Origin of the sequence: Streptococcus mitis, assembly GCF_002096895.1 — a bacterium.
Taxonomy (GTDB): Bacteria; Bacillota; Bacilli; order Lactobacillales; family Streptococcaceae; genus Streptococcus; species Streptococcus mitis_AH.
Window position 1 is genome coordinate 365,962 of sequence record NZ_NCVI01000020.1, and the last position, 16,185, is coordinate 382,146.

The window sequence follows — 16,185 nt, forward strand, 5'->3', positions numbered from 1 at the left end:
AACCAAACACCTTTTCGATTATTCATTTTCTTCAGTTACAAATTGACTAAGCAGTCCGTTGATAAAGCGGGCTGATTTTTGATCTGAAAAATTCTTAGCAAGTTCAATAGCTTCATTGACTGCTACCAGCTGAGGTGTATCAAATGATGTGATTTCAAAGATACCCAAGCGTAGTAAGTTTTTTTCGACCAAGGTCAATCGTTCAACTGTCCAGCCTGACTTGAGGTGCTGGTTGATTTGTTTATCCAACTCGTCTTTTTGAGCTTGAACACCAGAAACCAAGTTCAGAAGAAAGGCAGGGATTTGCACATCTTCATCTTCACGGTCATGTGTATATGCAAAGTGACAAGCTGTTTCCATATCTGTGCCGAATTCAAGGCTCATGAGGGCTTGAAAAGCGCATTTACGAAGTTCGCGTCTAGATTCTAATAATGGACTAGTCATTGAGGAAGTCCTCGTTAAATAGATCTTTCAACTCAGGTTTTGGTGTTTTATCTGGAACGATTCCTGCAACATGGATGTTAACAGCAGCAAGTTCCACATCAGCCATATCTCGGACAGCATCTTTGACTGCTTTTTGAATAGCAAGAGCCACTTTTGGTACTTTCACACCGTACTCAAGATAAAGGTAGATGTCAGCAGTTAGTTCTTCGTTGCTTTCTTTTAAGTAGACGCCACGACCAAGAGAGAGTTTTGATAGGGTATCAGATACGGATTTATTTGAAAATGAGTGGACACCTTCAACTTTAGCAGTTGCGATGGCAATGATTTTTTCAAGTACACGTGGAGCGATAACGATTTCGCCAAATTGTTCTTCAATTCCCATAGAATGACCTCTTTCTAGAGATTAGGCACGAGAAACGTAAGTTCCTTCTGCAGTGTTGATGATCAATTTTTGTCCAGCTTCGATGAAGTCAGGAACGTTGACAACAAGTCCAGTTTCCATAGTCGCTGGTTTACCAGAACCTGTAACAGTAGCACCTTTGATAGATGGTTGTGTTTCAGCGACTGTCAATTCAACAGTAGTTGGTACAGTTACACCGATTACTTCAGTTCCGTAGAATTGGATTTTCACATCAGAGTTTTCAAGGATGTAAAGCAATTCATTTTCAACGTTTACGACTGGGATTTCGTATTGGTCGTAAGTTTCAGTGTTCATGAAGTAGGCAGTTTCATCCATTTTGTACAAGTATTGAGCTGGCACAGTTTCGATAATAGCTTGTTCGAATTTTTCTTCTGGACGGTAGCTTGTGTCAAAAGTAGAACCAGTACGGACATCACGTAATTTCATACGCATGATTGTGTTCCCTTTACCTGGTTTGTGGTGGCTAGCTTCCAAAACGCGGATTAATTTTCCGTCTGCAGTTTCAAATGTCATACCAGCTTTCAATTTGCTTGCTTCAATCATGTTTTTACCTCTTTAATAAATATTATTACTCTTCATTTTACCATAAAATCTTCTGGAAATAAAGCCAAAATAGTTATTGGGAGATGGTAGGGGAGAAAAAGAATATTGCCTAGTCAGGTGGAGTGGTTAATGTTAAAGAGTATCTACCATATTTCTTCTCATACTCAATGGAAATCAAAGAGCAAACTAGGAAGCAAGCCGCAGGTTGCTCAAAACACTGTTTTGAGGTTGTGGATAGAACTGACGAAGTCAGTAACCATATATACGGTAACGTGACGCTGACGTGGTTTGAAGAGATTTTCGAAGAGTATTATATTTCAAAAGGCCGAAGTAAGCTTACTCCGACCTGTTAGTATTGTCTTAAAAAGATTGATTTTTATTCTGGTTCTACCAAAATTTTAATTTGTGACTTATCTTGAGTTAATTCGATAAAGCCTTCTTCGACGATATTTTCCAATTTGATTTTCTTAGTAACCAATTTTTCAGCAGAGAAGTAGCCTTGTTCCATCAATTCTAATACTTTAGGGAAGATATGACGATAAGCAATGATTCCTTTTAGTGTCTTTTCTTGGATTGCAAATTCATTCGGATTAATATTTGCTTCTCGTTCCCAGATAGAGACCACCATGCACTCACCTGCTTTATGTACGGCAGCTAAGGCTTGTCCTAAAACTACTGGCACACCCGTTACTTCATAAGAAACATCTACACCACCGTTTGTTAAACGATGAATAGCTTCAACAGCTGTTTCACCTTCTTCCGGACGGACAACGATAGCTCCTAACTCTTCAGCTTTTGCTTGACGTTCAGGTGATAGTTCAACAGCATAAATCTTAGAAGCACCCGCTGCACGAAGGGCTTCCACAATTAAGAGACCAATCGGACCTAAGCCAAAGACTGCAGCAGTATCACCAGCTTTTAGTGCTGATTGACGAACTGCATAAACTGCAACAGCAGCTGGCTCAGTGAGAGCAGCTTGCTCATAGCTTAAGCTATCTGGAATGACATGTACTAAGTCACCGTCTAAAACACAATATTTGGCAAATCCCCCGTCTGCAGCCAAACCGACAAAATTAAGGTTTGGATCCAAATTATAATTACCAACTAAGTTATTCTTAGCTAGAATTGGTTCTACAGCAACCCGATCACCAACTTTAACACGAGTAACATCGCTTCCGACATCTACAATTTCACCAGAAAATTCATGTCCCAGTGTTACTGGTGCTTTTTGACCAGAATAGACATGTTCTTCTGTTGGGATGAAGATAGGACCATCTAAAAATTCGTGGAGGTCAGTACCACAAATTCCTGTGAATTTAACAGCAACTTTTACTTGGTGCGGAAGTACCTCAGGGACTTCTACTTCTTGAATACGAACATCTTTTGCTGCATGCCAGCGAGCTGCTTTCATTGTAGCCATATGAATAACTCCTTATTGTTGCGATTTTTAGTTTTCCTTTTAGGAAACTTTACATGTAATAGTGTAAACGCTTTCCTTGTATTTGTCAAGAAAAAAACCAACCTCAAGGCTGGTTTCTTTTACATATTAATCTTCTTTCAACTTCGCTAATTCCTGGGCAAGGAGTTTAAGGGCGACTTGTGGGTTGGCTTGGCCTTTGGTTGCTTTCATGAGGAAGCCTGTGAAGGCCTTGTCTGCGTTGCGTTTGCCTGACTTGAAGTCGGCAACAGCAGCCTCGTTATCGGCGAAGACTTGGTGGATGATTGGAATCAGAATATCTGGGTCTGAGATTTGAACCATGCCTGCTTTTTCCACGTATTCACGCGCTCCACCGCCGTTTTTAGCCAGGTGGACAAAGACTTTCTTGGCAATCTTAGAAGAAATAGTACCGTCTTCGATGATGGCAATCATTTCAACCAAGTTTTCTGGTGTCAATTCGATTTGTTCCAGCGTCTTGCTTTCAGCATTCAAGAATTGAGCAACTTCTCCTTGGAGCCAGTTTGAGACTTGCTTAGCATCGCCACCAAGGGCAACAGCTTTTTCAAAGAAGTCAGAAGTGACTTTACTTGCAGTCAACTGGCTGGCATCGTAGTCTGACAAGCCAAGGTCAGAGACGTAGCGTGCACGGCGTTCTTTTGGAAACTCTGGCAACTCTGTACGCATTTCCTCAATCCACTCATCTGAGATTTCAAAGAGAGGTAGGTCTGGTTCTGGGAAGTAGCGGTAGTCTGCAGCACCTTCTTTGACACGCATGAGGATGGTTGCCTTGTTGGCTTCATCGTAACGGCGTGTTTCTTGGCGGATTTGCCCCCCGGAGCGGAGGATTTCAGCTTGACGTTGAACTTCGTATTCAAGACCTTTGCGAACGTTTGAGAAGGAGTTGAGGTTCTTCAACTCAGTTTTGGTACCGAATTTTTCTTGACCATAAGGGCGAAGGGAGATATTGGCATCCACACGCATAGAACCTTCTTCCATCTTAACGTCAGAAATACCAGCGTACTGGATAACTTCCTTGAGGGCTGTTAGATAAGCATAGGCTTCTTCAGGAGAACGCATGTCAGCTTCAGATACAATCTCAATCAATGGCACTCCTTGGCGGTTGAGGTCAACATAAGAGTAGCCATCTGTACCGTGAGTGTTTTTACCAGCATCTTCTTCTAGGTGGGCACGTTCGATACCGATTTTCTTAGTTGTACCGTCTTCTAGCTCCACTTCAATCCAGCCGTTATAACCGATTGGCTCATCAAACTGAGAAATTTGGTAGGCTTTTGGATTATCAGGGTAGAAGTAGTTCTTGCGGTCAAAGTGCATCTTTTTGTGGATGTCCATGTTGAGGGCAAGAGCAGCCTTGATACCGGCATCGACAACACCTTTATTAAGAACTGGCAGAACTCCTGGGAAAGACCAGTCAATCACGTTAGTGTTGGCATTTTGGTCATTTCCAAAGTGGGCAGACGTAGGTGAGAAGATTTTTGAATTGGTGTTGAGCTCTACGTGGACTTCAAGTCCAATGACTGTTTCAAAGTTCATTAGTTATCACCTCCAAAAATCACGGGTTGTTGTTTGTGGTAGTCTGTTGTCGCCTCAAAAGCAGCAGCAGCTTGGTAAATGGTTTCCTCAGAGTACTTAGGACCGATCAATTGGAGACCGACAGGCAGACCTTGAGAGAATCCAGCAGGAATAGAAATCCCTGGAAGACCTGCCAAGTTGACTGGGATGGTCAAAAGGTCAGCCAAGTACATGGCAACTGGGTCGTGGTTGAGTGAATCCAAGTCATAGGCAACACTTGGAGCAGTTGGACCCAAAATCAAATCGTAATCCGCAAAGACGTTTTCGAAATCTTGGATGATGAGGGTACGGACCTGTCCAGCTTTCTTGTAGTAGGCATCGTAGTAACCAGATGAAAGACTGAAAGTACCTAACATGATACGACGTTTCACTTCTTCACCGAAACCTTGGCTACGGCTGTTTACATAGATTTCATCAAGATTAGTCGCATCTTCTGCTCGGTAGCCGTAACGGATACCATCAAAACGTTGCAAGTTTGAGGAAGCTTCTGATGAAGCGATGATGTAGTAAACTGCAACTCCGTATTTAGAGTGAGGAAGGCTGACTTCTTCGACGATAGCACCAAGTTTTTCAAAGTGTTTGGCTGCATTAAGAATGGTTTCCTTAACCTCTGGGTCAATTCCTTCACCGAGGTATTCCTTAGGCAAAGCGATTTTCATACCCTTGATGTCTTGACCGATTTTTGAAGTAAAGTCAGCAATGCGGACAGGAGCAGAAGTAGAGTCTTTGGCATCTTCGCTAGCAATAGCGTTGAGCAAGAGAGCATTTTCCTTAACAGTAGGAGCAAAAGGTCCGATTTGGTCTAGTGAGCTACCAAAGGCAATGAGACCGAAACGAGAAACCGTTCCGTAGGTTGGTTTGAAACCAACAATCCCGTTGAAGGCAGCTGGTTGTCGGATAGAACCACCAGTATCAGAACCAAGTGACAAGCGGACTTGTCCTGAGGCTACAGCTGCGGCAGAACCACTTGATGAGCCACCAGGAACCTTGCTGTGGTCCCAAGCATTTTTAGTGGCACCATAGTGCGAAGTCTCACCTGAACCACCCATGGCAAACTCGTCCATGTTAGTTTTCCCTACGACAATCATGCCTTTAGATTTTGCATTGGAAACGGCTGTTGCATCAAAAATTGGCTCATAGTTGTAGAGCATTTTTGAGGCTGCAGTTGTGAGAATACCGTCAGTAGAGATATTATCCTTGACAGCTAGTGGAATTCCTGAAAGGACATTATCAGCGTCAATTCCAGCTTCATCAATGGCTTTGGCTTGAGCAAGGGCTTGCTCCTCAGCGATGGTGACAAAAGCGTTGATAGCTGTCTCTCGAGACTTGATATCTTCAAGCGTTGCTTGGGTCAATTCAGTTGCAGAAATTTCCTTAGAGACAAGGAGATTGTGCAAGTCTTCAATGGTTTTATTGTTAAAAGTCATTAGGCATCTCCTCCATCGTCTAGGATAGCTGGTACCTTGATATAATAGTTTTCTTTTTCAGGTACGTTTTTAAACAAGCGATCGCGGTCTGTTCCTTCTTCGGCCACATCAGGGCGGAGTACGGTCTTGCGGTCAGCCATAGTTGTAGTAGGTGCAACACCAGTTGTGTCAACTTCGCCCAGCAACTCAACCATGTCAACAATCTTAGACAAGGTAGTCGCAAAGGCAGCAGTTTCTTCTTCAGAGAATCTTAATTTTGAAAGATTGGCAACGTGTGTTACCTCTTCTTGCGTAATTTTCATCTTGCATCCTTTCGTGAAATGATGATTTTTAGTCTGTTCTATTTTACCATATTTTCCTATAAATAAGGGAGGGGGAGCTGAAAAGAAATAGAAATTGAAAAAAATGCTAAAATCCGATATAATGGAGTGTTGAAAGGAATGGTAAAATCCAATGTAGAAATCATTCTTAGCTATTGAAACAAGAAAAATAGAGAATCAAAGAAAGAGAACTTATGAATATTCAAGAAGAAATTAAGAAACGTCGTACCTTTGCCATCATCTCCCACCCGGACGCGGGGAAAACAACTATCACTGAGCAGTTGCTCTACTTTGGGGGCGAGATTCGTGAGGCTGGTACCGTAAAAGGAAAGAAAACAGGGACTTTTGCCAAGTCTGACTGGATGGATATCGAGAAGCAACGCGGGATTTCGGTGACTTCATCTGTTATGCAGTTTGACTACGATGGTAAGCGCGTCAACATCCTAGACACCCCAGGGCACGAGGACTTTTCAGAAGATACCTATCGTACCTTGATGGCGGTGGATGCTGCTGTTATGGTCGTGGACTCTGCCAAGGGTATCGAGGCTCAGACTAAGAAATTGTTTGAGGTTGTGAAACACCGTGGCATTCCGGTCTTCACCTTTATGAACAAGCTAGACCGTGATGGACGTGAGCCACTGGACCTCTTGCAAGAATTAGAAGAAGTACTAGGCATTGCGAGTTACCCGATGAACTGGCCAATCGGGATGGGGAAAGCCTTCGAGGGGCTCTATGACCTCTATAACCAACGCTTGGAGCTCTATAAAGGGGATGAGCGTTTTGCTAGTTTAGAAGATGGGGACAAGCTTTTTGGCAGCAACCCTTTCTACGAGCAAGTCAAGGATGATATTGAACTTTTAAATGAAGCTGGGAATGAGTTTTCAGAGGAAGCTATTCTGGCTGGAGAATTGACACCAGTCTTCTTCGGTTCAGCTTTGACAAACTTTGGTGTGCAAACATTCCTTGAAACTTTTCTCAAGTTTGCTCCAGAGCCACATGGACATAAGAAAACAGACGGAGAAATTGTTGATCCTTACGATAAGGACTTCTCAGGATTTGTCTTTAAAATCCAAGCCAACATGGACCCTCGACACCGTGACCGTATTGCCTTTGTACGTATCGTATCGGGTGAATTTGAACGTGGCATGAGTGTCAACTTGCCTCGTACTGGTAAGGGTGCTAAACTGTCTAATGTTACCCAGTTTATGGCTGAAAGTCGTGAGAATGTGACCAATGCCGTGGCAGGAGATATCATCGGGGTTTACGATACAGGAACTTATCAGGTTGGGGATACATTGACAGTTGGAAAAAACAAATTTGAATTTGAACCACTGCCAACCTTCACTCCTGAAATTTTTATGAAAGTTTCTGCTAAGAATGTCATGAAGCAGAAATCCTTCCACAAGGGGATTGAGCAACTGGTGCAAGAAGGTGCTATTCAGCTTTATAAGAATTACCAAACAGGCGAGTACATGCTGGGAGCTGTTGGTCAACTCCAGTTTGAAGTCTTTAAACACCGCATGGAAGGCGAGTACAATGCGGAAGTAGTCATGAGCCCAATGGGTAAAAAGACCGTTCGTTGGATCAAGCCTGAGGACTTGGATGAACGAATGTCATCAAGTCGAAATATCTTGGCTAAAGACCGTTTTGACCAACCAGTCTTCCTCTTTGAAAATGACTTTGCCCTCCGCTGGTTTGCGGATAAGTATCCAGACGTAGAGTTGGAAGAGAAGATGTGACTCAGTACCAACAATTGGAACTAAAGTTCCTAATTGTTGGACGCTAGTCGCTATTTGGCGAACTAGCTAACTGCCTCACTAACTGAGTTTTACAAATGGAATCGATTTGTAAAACTCAGTGTCGTAATCTAATAATAGGTAACCGCTATGGCGGCTTACCTAAACGCTTCACTAGGAAAAATCCACGAATGGTATCGATTCGTGGACTTTTCCGTCGTAGATAGAAAAGGGTAACTGCCTTACTAACTCCGTTTGCAAATAGACTCGATTTGCAAAACTTCGTGTAGTGGATAAAAATACTGCAAAGTTTGCAGTATTTTATCTCAGCATTCTATAAACAGATGTTGAATATTAAGCCTTATTTATTTTATTATTAACCTTTATGGTAATAACTTACAAATAAAAGAAAACTTCAGATATTCACCTTTTGTGATTGGTCTGAAGTTTTCTTTTTTACTGTCCATATTTTTGGTAAAAGTCAACTTTTACTTGGATGAAGGTTTTGGCCTCGCGTAGGAGTTGAAGAAGGGTGGCGCGGGTTTCAAATTCTTCTCTTGTCTTGGGTAGACTACGGTTCCGGAAGACTTCCAGATAGCGTTCAATTTCATCTAGCAAATCAGAAGCAGGATTGGTCTGGCTCAGTTGAGCTGCAATTTTTGAAAAGAGTTGGGCCAAAATCAGGCTCTCACTGGCAGCTAGGTGACAGGTGTTGATGTGCTGGGCCATGTTTCGCAGGATACGACTTTGTCGCTGTCTCATCTCAAAGTAGTGGATATGGTAATCAGTCTGGTGAAAGAGGTGGTCAGAGTGATCCAAATAGACCAGTCTGAGGGCTTCTTCCAAAAGGGTGTCCAATTCTTCAACTAACTGTGCTCGGTTGCGTCCATCCCCTCTGGATAAATAATATTTGAAGCGCTGGAGAATATCTTTTAACTTTTCTTCTACCAATGTGTGGTAGTGATGAATTTCCTCTTCTCGTGAAGGCATGTAGAGATTAACCAGTAAGGCAAATCCTGTACCGATAGCAAAGAGAAGGAATTCATTGACTAGGAGGTCTGGAGAGGTTGACTTTTGCACCAAGAGATGGCTAACCAAAACGCTACTTGGTGTGATGCCAATTTCCCAGCCCATCTTGTAGGCTAGAGGCACATAGAGGGCTAGATAGAGGCCGAGGCTCCAGATATGAAATCCGCTCAAGTGAAAAGCCAGAACTCCGATAACCAAAGCTAGAAGCATGGAAAAGAGGCGATTTCGGGCCAGTTTTAAGGTACTTCTACGGGTATCGGATAGGCTCAAGAGGGCGATGATTCCAGCCGAGACAGCTGAGGAGAGATTGAGAAAGTAAGCAAGAAGGCAGGCAAGACAGGCAGCTAAGATGAGCTTAGTCGTACGTTGGCTAATAGACATAAGGATTTCCTAGTAAGTTATAATAAAAGCGGAAAAGACAAGACCTGAGCAGGCTTGTCTTTATGAGTTATTTTTTACGGGCTGCTGCGTATTCGGCAACAGCAGTAAAGAGGACATCTGTTGAAGAGTTAAGGGCTGTTTCACATGAGTCTTGGATGACCCCAATCACAAATCCAACCCCAACAACTTGCATGGCAATATCGTTAGAAATACCAAAAAGGCTACAAGCAACTGGGATAAGAAGGAGGGATCCTCCGGCAATACCAGAAGCACCACAGGCTGAGATTGCTGCTACTACACTGAGGACAAAGGCTGTGGCAAAGTCAACAGGGATTCCAAGAGTATTTACTGCAGCAAGGGTTAAAACGTTAATAGTAATCGCTGCCCCTGCCATGTTGATAGTAGAACCAAGTGGGATAGAAACAGAATAGGTATCTGGATCCAGACCGAGGTCGTGGCAAAGTTTCATATTGACAGGGATGTTAGCCGCAGAACTACGAGTGAAGAAGGCTGTAACACCGCTGACACGCAAACATTTCCAAACGAGGGGATAAGGGTTTCTCTTCATAAAGAGGAAGGCAATCAATGGATTGACAACCAGAGCGACAAAGAACATAGTTGTCACCAAGAGGGCAAGCAAGATTCCGTAGTTAGCTAGGCTTCCGATTCCCTTATCAGAGATGGTTTTGAAGACAAGACCAAGGATACCAAATGGAGCTAGATTGATGATCCATTCGACAATCTTAGAAGTCACATCAGCCATAGTTTTCAGCAATTCTTTACTATTTTTGCTGGCCTCTCTCATAGCAATCCCGAAAACAACTGCCCAAGATAAGATACCGATGTAGTTAGCAGTAACGAGGGCATTGACTGGATTGTCAACCAGTTTGAGCAAGAGATTGCTGAGGACCTGGCCAATTCCATCTGGTGGTGCGATTTCTGTATTGGCACTATTTAAGGTAATCTCAACAGGGACGATGAAGCTTGCTAGGACAGCAACAAGTGCCGCTGCAAAGGTTCCCACCAAGTAAAGGAGGATAACCGTTTTCATGTTGCTATCTTGACCCTTTTGATGTTGGGAAAGGGCATTGGCAACGAGGGCAAAGACTAGAATAGGTGCGATGGCTTTGAGGCCACCAACAAAGAGATCTCCAAGTAAACCAATTCCTGAAATGTTAGGAAGTGTCAGCCCTAGGGTTCCTCCAATAAGCATACCAATCAAAATCCGTTTGATTAGGCTTGCCTTATTCCAAGCATGAATGATTTTTTTCATAACAATCTCCTTTGTTGTGTAATGTTTATGATTATAGTATAAATATGAGCTAAAATCAAGAATTTTCTGTCTATTTTGGCTATTATTTTTGAATATTTATGGAGATTCATCACTTGTGAAAGTATGGTATAATAAATGAAAGGAGTTTTCTATGCAAGAATTTATTCAAACCTACCTCAATAAGCTTGATATAACAACGATTATTGAGAATATCTTAACCAAGTTAATTTCTCTGTTATTTCTATTTTTGCTATTCTATATAGCTAAGAAACTACTTCATACCATGGTGCAGAGAATTGTTAAACCTTCTTTAAAAATGTCTCGCCACGATGTCGGGCGTCAGAAAACCATCTCACGTTTATTAGAGAATGTGTTTAATTATACCCTCTATTTCTTTTTACTTTACTGTATCTTGTCTATTTTGGGCTTGCCAGTCTCTAGTTTGCTGGCAGGTGCTGGGATTGCTGGGGTAGCTATTGGTATGGGAGCCCAAGGCTTTCTGTCTGATGTCATCAATGGCTTTTTCATCCTTTTTGAACGTCAACTGGATGTGGGAGATGAGGTCGTTTTGACAAATGGTCCTATTACCGTATCGGGCAAGGTTGTCAGTGTCGGCATTCGAACAACGCAACTCAGAGGAGAAGATCAGGTTCTGCACTTCGTTCCCAATCGGAATATCACCGTCGTCAGCAATTTCTCACGCACAGACTAGACCTGTTATTTTAAGTAATTTGTGGTACAATAGAAAGAGTTTAATAAAGGAGAAAAGATGGTTTTAGAAAAGCAGTTGGGCAATGGTTGTACCTGGATAGACCTTGATGTGGATAAGATTAAAAATATGGAAGATCTTTCTGACATCTATGGATTGGACAAGGAAACCATTGAGTATGCTCTGGATAGAAATGAACGAGCTCATATGGATTATAACCGTGAAACGGAGACGGTAACCTTTATTTATAATGTTCTTGATTTAGAAAAAGACAAAGAATATTATGAAGCGATTCCCATGACCTTTATCGTCGAAAGACAACGAATGATTACCATCAGCAACCATAAGAATGCTTATGTCATTGATCAGATGTCAGCTTATCTGGATAGCCATGAGTCGCTTTCTATTTACAAGTTTCTCTTTGCTGGTTTAGAGATTATCAGTAACGCTTATTATCCTGTCATTGAAGAGATGGATAAAAGTAAGGACGAAATTAGTGCCTTGCTACGTCAAACTACAACAAAGAAAAATCTCTTCGCCCTCTCTGACTTGGAGACTGGTATGGTTTACTTGACAGCAGCAGCAAAACAAAATCGACTCCTCTTGGAACATATCCAGGGCCATGCTCTTTATCGGAGATTTAATGATGTCGAACGAGAGCAGTTTGATGATGCCATGATTGAAGCCCATCAGTTGGTGTCTATGACAGACTTGATTTCTCAAGTCTTGCAACAACTCTCAGCTTCTTACAACAACATCCTAAACAATAACTTGAATGATAGTTTGTCAATTTTGACTATTATCTCCGTCTTACTAGCAGTACTTGCGGTTATTACAGGTTTCTTCGGAATGAATGTTCCTCTACCATTTACAGAAGAGCCAAATGCTTGGATTTATATCTTAATGACTAGCTTGATTTTATGGGTGGCCTTATCTCAATGGCTGAAGAAAATTACTAGAAAATAAAAGAAAAGGAGCCAAAATGGTGATTGAAAACTACATGCCAGACTTTGCTGTGGAAGCAGTCTATGATCTGACAGTCCCAAGCCTGCAGGCGCATGGAATCAAGGCTGTTTTGGTCGATTTGGACAATACCCTCATTGCTTGGAACAACCCTGACGGGACGCCAGAGATGAAGCAATGGCTACATGATCTTCGGGACGCGGGCATTCGCATCATTGTGGTATCAAATAACACTAAAAAACGCGTCCAACGAGCAGTTGAGAAATTTGGGATTGACTACGTTTATTGGGCTCTGAAGCCCTTCACATTTGGGATTGACCGTGCCATGAAGGAATTTCATTATGAGAAAAATGAAGTGGTCATGGTTGGCGACCAGCTCATGACAGATATACGAGCAGCCCACCGTGCAGGCATTCGCTCGATTTTAGTCAAACCCTTGGTCCAACATGACTCGATCAAAACGCAGATCAACCGAACTCGTGAGCGCCGTGTGAAGCGAAAAATCACTGAAAAGTACGGACCGATTACATATAAAAAAGGAATTTAACTATGGAAGAAATTCTCTGTATTGGTTGTGGAGCAACCATTCAGACGACAGATAAGGCTGGTCTTGGTTTTACCCCCCAGTCGGCACTTGAAAAAGGTTTGGAAACTGGCGAAGTCTATTGCCAACGCTGTTTCCGTCTCCGCCACTATAATGAAATCACGGATGTCCAGTTGACGGACGATGATTTCCTCAAGCTCTTGCACGAGGTGGGAGACAGTGATGCCTTGGTAGTTAATGTCATTGATATCTTTGATTTTAATGGCTCTGTTATCCCAGGCTTGCCACGTTTTGTCTCGGGCAATGATGTCCTCTTGGTGGGAAATAAAAAAGATATCTTGCCCAAGTCTGTTAAACCAGGCAAGATTAGCCAGTGGCTCATGGAACGTGCCCACGAAGAAGGACTTCGTCCAGTCGATGTCGTCTTAACTTCGGCCCAAAACAAACATGCTATTAAGGAAGTCATTGACAAGATTGAACACTACCGTAAGGGTCGTGATGTTTATGTGGTCGGTGTGACCAACGTTGGAAAATCAACTCTAATCAATGCTATTATCCAAGAAATTACGGGTGATCAGAATGTCATCACGACTTCGCGCTTCCCAGGGACAACCTTGGACAAAATCGAGATTCCGCTTGATGACGGTTCTTATATCTACGATACACCAGGGATTATCCACCGTCACCAGATGGCTCACTACTTGACGGCCAAAAACCTCAAGTATGTCAGTCCTAAAAAGGAAATCAAACCTAAAACCTATCAGCTCAATCCTGAACAAACCCTGTTTTTAGGAGGTCTCGGACGTTTTGACTTTATATCAGGAGAAAAACAAGGATTTACTGCTTTCTTTGACAATGAACTCAAACTCCATCGTACCAAACTTGAAGGCGCTAGTGCTTTCTACGATAAGCACGTCGGAACCCTTCTGACACCGCCAAATAGCAAGGAAAAAGAAGATTTTCCAAAATTAGTCCAGCATGTATTTAATATTAAGGAGAAGACTGACCTAGTCATCTCAGGCCTAGGCTGGATCCGCGTAACAGGAACTGCCAAAGTCGCCGTCTGGGCACCAGAAGGCGTCGCCGTCGTCACACGAAAAGCAATTATTTAAACACAGAAAGGAAAGGGTTGTCTAAATTCGTGCGTGCCCTGAGAGCCCACAGCGAATACTTTTCACTGTGGTGTCAGTTGGTACAAGTGATTGTACCAACTGCGGAAAATTTGAGACCTTAGGCTCAAATTTTAGTCATGAAAGTCCGAAGGACTTTGCTGACGTCCGTCACCACTTCAGAAAAGTATAAAAAGAAACTCTTTTAAGAAAATTATGTCATTAACATCAAAACAACGTGCCTTCCTCAACAGTCAGGCACATACCCTCAAACCTATCATTCAAATTGGGAAGAACGGTCTCAACGACCAAATTAAAACCAGCGTCCGTCAAGCTCTTGATGCGCGTGAATTGATCAAGGTTACTCTTTTGCAAAATACCGATGAAAATATCCACGAAGTAGCTGAAATCTTGGAAGAAGAAATTGGTGTGGATACAGTCCAAAAAATTGGCCGTATTTTGATTTTGTATAAACAATCCAGCAAGAAAGAGAATCGCAAGATTTCTAAAAAAGTCAAAGAAATATAGAAAAACTACTCCAAACAACTGTTTTTACAGAGAAATAAAGGAGACTAGCCTATGGCAATCGAACTATTGACTCCCTTTACCAAGGTAGAGTTGGAGCCAGAAATCAAGGAGAAAAAACGCAAACAAGTTGGGATTTTAGGGGGGAATTTTAACCCTGTTCACAATGCCCATCTCATCGTTGCGGACCAAGTACGCCAGCAGTTGGGACTGGATCAGGTTCTGCTCATGCCTGAATACCAACCTCCTCACGTAGATAAAAAAGAAACCATCCCTGAACACCACCGTCTCAAGATGCTTGAATTGGCAATTGAGGGGATTGACGGCCTAGCCATTGAAACCATTGAGTTGGAGCGCAAGGGCATTTCTTACACCTATGACACCATGAAAATTTTGACAGAGCAACATCCAGATACGGATTATTACTTTATCATCGGTGCTGACATGGTGGACTATCTGCCTAAGTGGTACCGAATTGATGAACTGGTTGACATGGTTCAGTTTGTGGGGGTTCAGCGCCCACGCTACAAGGCTGGAACTTCTTACCCAGTTATCTGGGTGGATGTGCCTCTCATGGATATCTCATCCAGCATGGTGCGTGACTTCCTTGCCCAAGGACGGAAACCCAACTTTCTCCTACCTCAGCCAGTGCTAGACTACATCGAGAAGGAGGGGCTTTACTGATGGGCTATCAAGACTATATTAACTGTTCCCGTGAGGCTTTGTTGGAAAAAATGGCAGAGCTTCTACCCGAGAAACGCTTAACCCATTGCTTGGGTGTGGAGCGTGCAGCTATAGAATTGGCTCAGAGATTTAGAGTCGATACCGAGAAAGCAGGACTAGCAGGCCTTCTTCATGACTATGCTAAGAAGTTGTCAGATCAGGAATTCTTAGACTTGATTGACCGTTATCAGCTAGACCCTGACCTCAAAAACTGGGGCAATAATGTCTGGCATGGTATGGTCGGAATTTATAAGATTCAGGAAGATTTGGATTTGCATGATTTAGAAATCTTGCGAGCTATTGAAATCCATACAGTCGGGGCTGACCAGATGACAGACCTAGATAAGGTTATCTATGTCGCAGACTATATCGAGCATAATCGATCCTTTCCTGGAGTGGATGTAGCGCGTGAGATTGCAAGTTTGTCACTTAATAAGGCAGTAGCTTATGAGACAGTTCGTACCGTGGAGCATCTAGCCCATCAGGGATTCCCCATCTATCCCCAAACCCTTGAAACCTATAACGCCTTTGTGCACTATTTGAAAGAGGACTAAATGAACGAAAAAGAATTACTAGAACTAGTCGTGAAAGCGGCTGATGAGAAACGTGCGGAGGATATTCTCGCACTTGACGTACAAGAATTGACCAGTGTGACAGACTACTTTGTGATCACTAGCTCTATGAATAGCCGTCAGTTGGATACTATCGCTGATAATATCCGTGAAAAAGTAGCGGAAGCAGGATTTAAAGGCAGTCATGTCGAAGGCGACGCAGCTGGAGGTTGGGTCTTGCTGGACCTTGGTGCTGTCGTTGTGCATGTCTTTTCAGAAGAAATGCGTGCCCACTATAACCTAGAAAAACTATGGCATGAGGCGGATTCAGTAGATATTTCAGAAGCCTTAGCATAGGAGATAAACTCAGTTGTAGTCAACTGGGTTTCTTTGCTTATTTTAGAAGAAAATGGATAGAAAGGTGAGGGCTAGTGGTGTTACCATAGAGCTCTTTGTATC

Annotated in this window: 18 protein-coding genes; 9 read left to right on the top strand and 9 right to left on the bottom strand. The window is 42.7% G+C overall.

From position 1 onward, the window contains the following. Positions 1-18: 18 nt before the first annotated feature. The 7 genes from nusB to gatC form a co-directional block, all read right to left on the bottom strand. Positions 19-444, bottom strand: coding sequence for a transcription antitermination factor NusB (gene nusB / locus B7697_RS06400; RefSeq protein ID WP_000203640.1), 426 nt, complete (start codon positions 442-444; stop codon positions 19-21). Further along, complete coding sequence (locus B7697_RS06405; protein WP_000510577.1) at positions 437-826, bottom strand: Asp23/Gls24 family envelope stress response protein; 390 nt, start codon at positions 824-826, stop codon at positions 437-439. Before B7697_RS06405 ends, nusB begins: the two co-directional genes overlap by 8 nt. Before the next feature lie 21 nt (positions 827-847). After that, positions 848-1,408 carry an elongation factor P gene (efp, locus tag B7697_RS06410; protein WP_000568643.1) on the bottom strand — a complete coding sequence of 187 codons (561 nt, stop codon included), beginning with the start codon at positions 1,406-1,408 and terminating at the stop codon, positions 848-850. A 376-nt stretch (positions 1,409-1,784) separates the two neighbouring features. Further along, positions 1,785-2,828: a 2,3-butanediol dehydrogenase gene (locus tag B7697_RS06420; RefSeq protein WP_084950872.1), complete on the bottom strand. Its 1,044-nt coding sequence runs from the start codon at positions 2,826-2,828 to the stop codon at positions 1,785-1,787. Between the two features lie 126 nt (positions 2,829-2,954). Beyond that, a complete protein-coding gene (gatB, locus tag B7697_RS06425) occupies positions 2,955-4,397 on the bottom strand; it encodes an Asp-tRNA(Asn)/Glu-tRNA(Gln) amidotransferase subunit GatB (protein WP_024057455.1) in 1,443 nt (480 codons plus the stop codon). Further along, positions 4,397-5,863, bottom strand: coding sequence for an Asp-tRNA(Asn)/Glu-tRNA(Gln) amidotransferase subunit GatA (gatA, locus tag B7697_RS06430; protein ID WP_033685456.1), 1,467 nt, complete (start codon positions 5,861-5,863; stop codon positions 4,397-4,399). The genes gatB and gatA overlap by 1 nt, the downstream gene beginning before the upstream one ends. Continuing rightward, positions 5,863-6,165, bottom strand: a complete 303-nt coding sequence (gene gatC, locus B7697_RS06435; protein WP_000705420.1) for an Asp-tRNA(Asn)/Glu-tRNA(Gln) amidotransferase subunit GatC — start codon at positions 6,163-6,165, stop codon at positions 5,863-5,865. Before gatC ends, gatA begins: the two co-directional genes overlap by 1 nt. A gap of 212 nt (positions 6,166-6,377) precedes the next feature. Here gatC and B7697_RS06440 point away from each other — a divergent pair, with 212 nt between their 5' ends. After that, on the top strand, positions 6,378-7,922 hold the full coding sequence (locus B7697_RS06440) for a peptide chain release factor 3 (protein ID WP_001025437.1): 1,545 nt from the start codon (positions 6,378-6,380) through the stop codon (positions 7,920-7,922). A 453-nt stretch (positions 7,923-8,375) separates the two neighbouring features. On the opposite strand, the gene B7697_RS06445 is transcribed toward B7697_RS06440, so the two are convergent. Then, positions 8,376-9,329: an aromatic acid exporter family protein gene (locus B7697_RS06445; protein ID WP_084950874.1), complete on the bottom strand. Its 954-nt coding sequence runs from the start codon at positions 9,327-9,329 to the stop codon at positions 8,376-8,378. Positions 9,330-9,396: 67 nt separating this feature from the next. Continuing rightward, the gene (sstT, locus tag B7697_RS06450) at positions 9,397-10,602 is read right to left on the bottom strand and encodes a serine/threonine transporter SstT (protein WP_020902997.1); all 1,206 of its coding nucleotides are present in this window, start codon (positions 10,600-10,602) and stop codon (positions 9,397-9,399) included. A gap of 151 nt (positions 10,603-10,753) precedes the next feature. Between sstT and B7697_RS06455 the strand changes: the two genes are divergently transcribed. From B7697_RS06455 to rsfS, 8 genes are all read left to right on the top strand, one after another. Next, positions 10,754-11,314 (top strand): mechanosensitive ion channel family protein, encoded by a 561-nt coding sequence (locus tag B7697_RS06455; RefSeq protein WP_020902998.1) that lies wholly within the window; start codon positions 10,754-10,756, stop codon positions 11,312-11,314. A gap of 57 nt (positions 11,315-11,371) precedes the next feature. Beyond that, entirely contained in the window at positions 11,372-12,277 is a 906-nt protein-coding gene (locus B7697_RS06460; protein ID WP_000242267.1) for a magnesium transporter CorA family protein, read from the top strand. Positions 12,278-12,293: 16 nt separating this feature from the next. Further along, complete coding sequence (locus B7697_RS06465) at positions 12,294-12,821, top strand: YqeG family HAD IIIA-type phosphatase (protein ID WP_084950876.1); 528 nt, start codon at positions 12,294-12,296, stop codon at positions 12,819-12,821. Between the two features lie 2 nt (positions 12,822-12,823). Beyond that, the gene (yqeH, locus tag B7697_RS06470; RefSeq protein ID WP_000391192.1) at positions 12,824-13,930 is read left to right on the top strand and encodes a ribosome biogenesis GTPase YqeH; all 1,107 of its coding nucleotides are present in this window, start codon (positions 12,824-12,826) and stop codon (positions 13,928-13,930) included. Between the two features lie 213 nt (positions 13,931-14,143). Next, entirely contained in the window at positions 14,144-14,455 is a 312-nt protein-coding gene (gene yhbY / locus B7697_RS06475) for a ribosome assembly RNA-binding protein YhbY (RefSeq protein WP_000060171.1), read from the top strand. Between the two features lie 51 nt (positions 14,456-14,506). Further along, a complete protein-coding gene (locus B7697_RS06480; RefSeq protein ID WP_000963701.1) occupies positions 14,507-15,136 on the top strand; it encodes a nicotinate-nucleotide adenylyltransferase in 630 nt (209 codons plus the stop codon). Next, complete coding sequence (gene yqeK, locus B7697_RS06485) at positions 15,136-15,729, top strand: bis(5'-nucleosyl)-tetraphosphatase (symmetrical) YqeK (RefSeq protein WP_000541096.1); 594 nt, start codon at positions 15,136-15,138, stop codon at positions 15,727-15,729. Before B7697_RS06480 ends, yqeK begins: the two co-directional genes overlap by 1 nt. Continuing rightward, a complete protein-coding gene (gene rsfS / locus B7697_RS06490) occupies positions 15,730-16,083 on the top strand; it encodes a ribosome silencing factor (protein ID WP_084950878.1) in 354 nt (117 codons plus the stop codon). The last annotated feature ends 102 nt before the right edge of the window (positions 16,084-16,185 follow it).

Excerpts from the sequence above, each read along its gene's own strand:
- sstT (WP_020902997.1), bottom strand. The coding sequence starts at position 10,602 with ATGAAAAAAATCATTCATGCTTGGAATAAGGCAAGCCTAATCAAACGG.
- yqeH (WP_000391192.1), top strand. The coding sequence starts at position 12,824 with ATGGAAGAAATTCTCTGTATTGGTTGTGGAGCAACCATTCAGACGACA.
- B7697_RS06465 (WP_084950876.1), top strand. The coding sequence starts at position 12,294 with ATGGTGATTGAAAACTACATGCCAGACTTTGCTGTGGAAGCAGTCTAT.
- yqeK (WP_000541096.1), top strand. The coding sequence starts at position 15,136 with ATGGGCTATCAAGACTATATTAACTGTTCCCGTGAGGCTTTGTTGGAA.
- B7697_RS06405 (WP_000510577.1), bottom strand. The coding sequence starts at position 826 with ATGGGAATTGAAGAACAATTTGGCGAAATCGTTATCGCTCCACGTGTA.
- B7697_RS06445 (WP_084950874.1), bottom strand. The coding sequence starts at position 9,329 with ATGTCTATTAGCCAACGTACGACTAAGCTCATCTTAGCTGCCTGTCTT.
- B7697_RS06455 (WP_020902998.1), top strand. The coding sequence starts at position 10,754 with ATGCAAGAATTTATTCAAACCTACCTCAATAAGCTTGATATAACAACG.
- B7697_RS06460 (WP_000242267.1), top strand. The coding sequence starts at position 11,372 with ATGGTTTTAGAAAAGCAGTTGGGCAATGGTTGTACCTGGATAGACCTT.
- yhbY (WP_000060171.1), top strand. The coding sequence starts at position 14,144 with ATGTCATTAACATCAAAACAACGTGCCTTCCTCAACAGTCAGGCACAT.
- nusB (WP_000203640.1), bottom strand. The coding sequence starts at position 444 with ATGACTAGTCCATTATTAGAATCTAGACGCGAACTTCGTAAATGCGCT.
- B7697_RS06480 (WP_000963701.1), top strand. The coding sequence starts at position 14,507 with ATGGCAATCGAACTATTGACTCCCTTTACCAAGGTAGAGTTGGAGCCA.
- B7697_RS06440 (WP_001025437.1), top strand. The coding sequence starts at position 6,378 with ATGAATATTCAAGAAGAAATTAAGAAACGTCGTACCTTTGCCATCATC.
- gatA (WP_033685456.1), bottom strand. The coding sequence starts at position 5,863 with ATGACTTTTAACAATAAAACCATTGAAGACTTGCACAATCTCCTTGTC.
- rsfS (WP_084950878.1), top strand. The coding sequence starts at position 15,730 with ATGAACGAAAAAGAATTACTAGAACTAGTCGTGAAAGCGGCTGATGAG.
- gatB (WP_024057455.1), bottom strand. The coding sequence starts at position 4,397 with ATGAACTTTGAAACAGTCATTGGACTTGAAGTCCACGTAGAGCTCAAC.
- B7697_RS06420 (WP_084950872.1), bottom strand. The coding sequence starts at position 2,828 with ATGGCTACAATGAAAGCAGCTCGCTGGCATGCAGCAAAAGATGTTCGT.
- efp (WP_000568643.1), bottom strand. The coding sequence starts at position 1,408 with ATGATTGAAGCAAGCAAATTGAAAGCTGGTATGACATTTGAAACTGCA.
- gatC (WP_000705420.1), bottom strand. The coding sequence starts at position 6,165 with ATGAAAATTACGCAAGAAGAGGTAACACACGTTGCCAATCTTTCAAAA.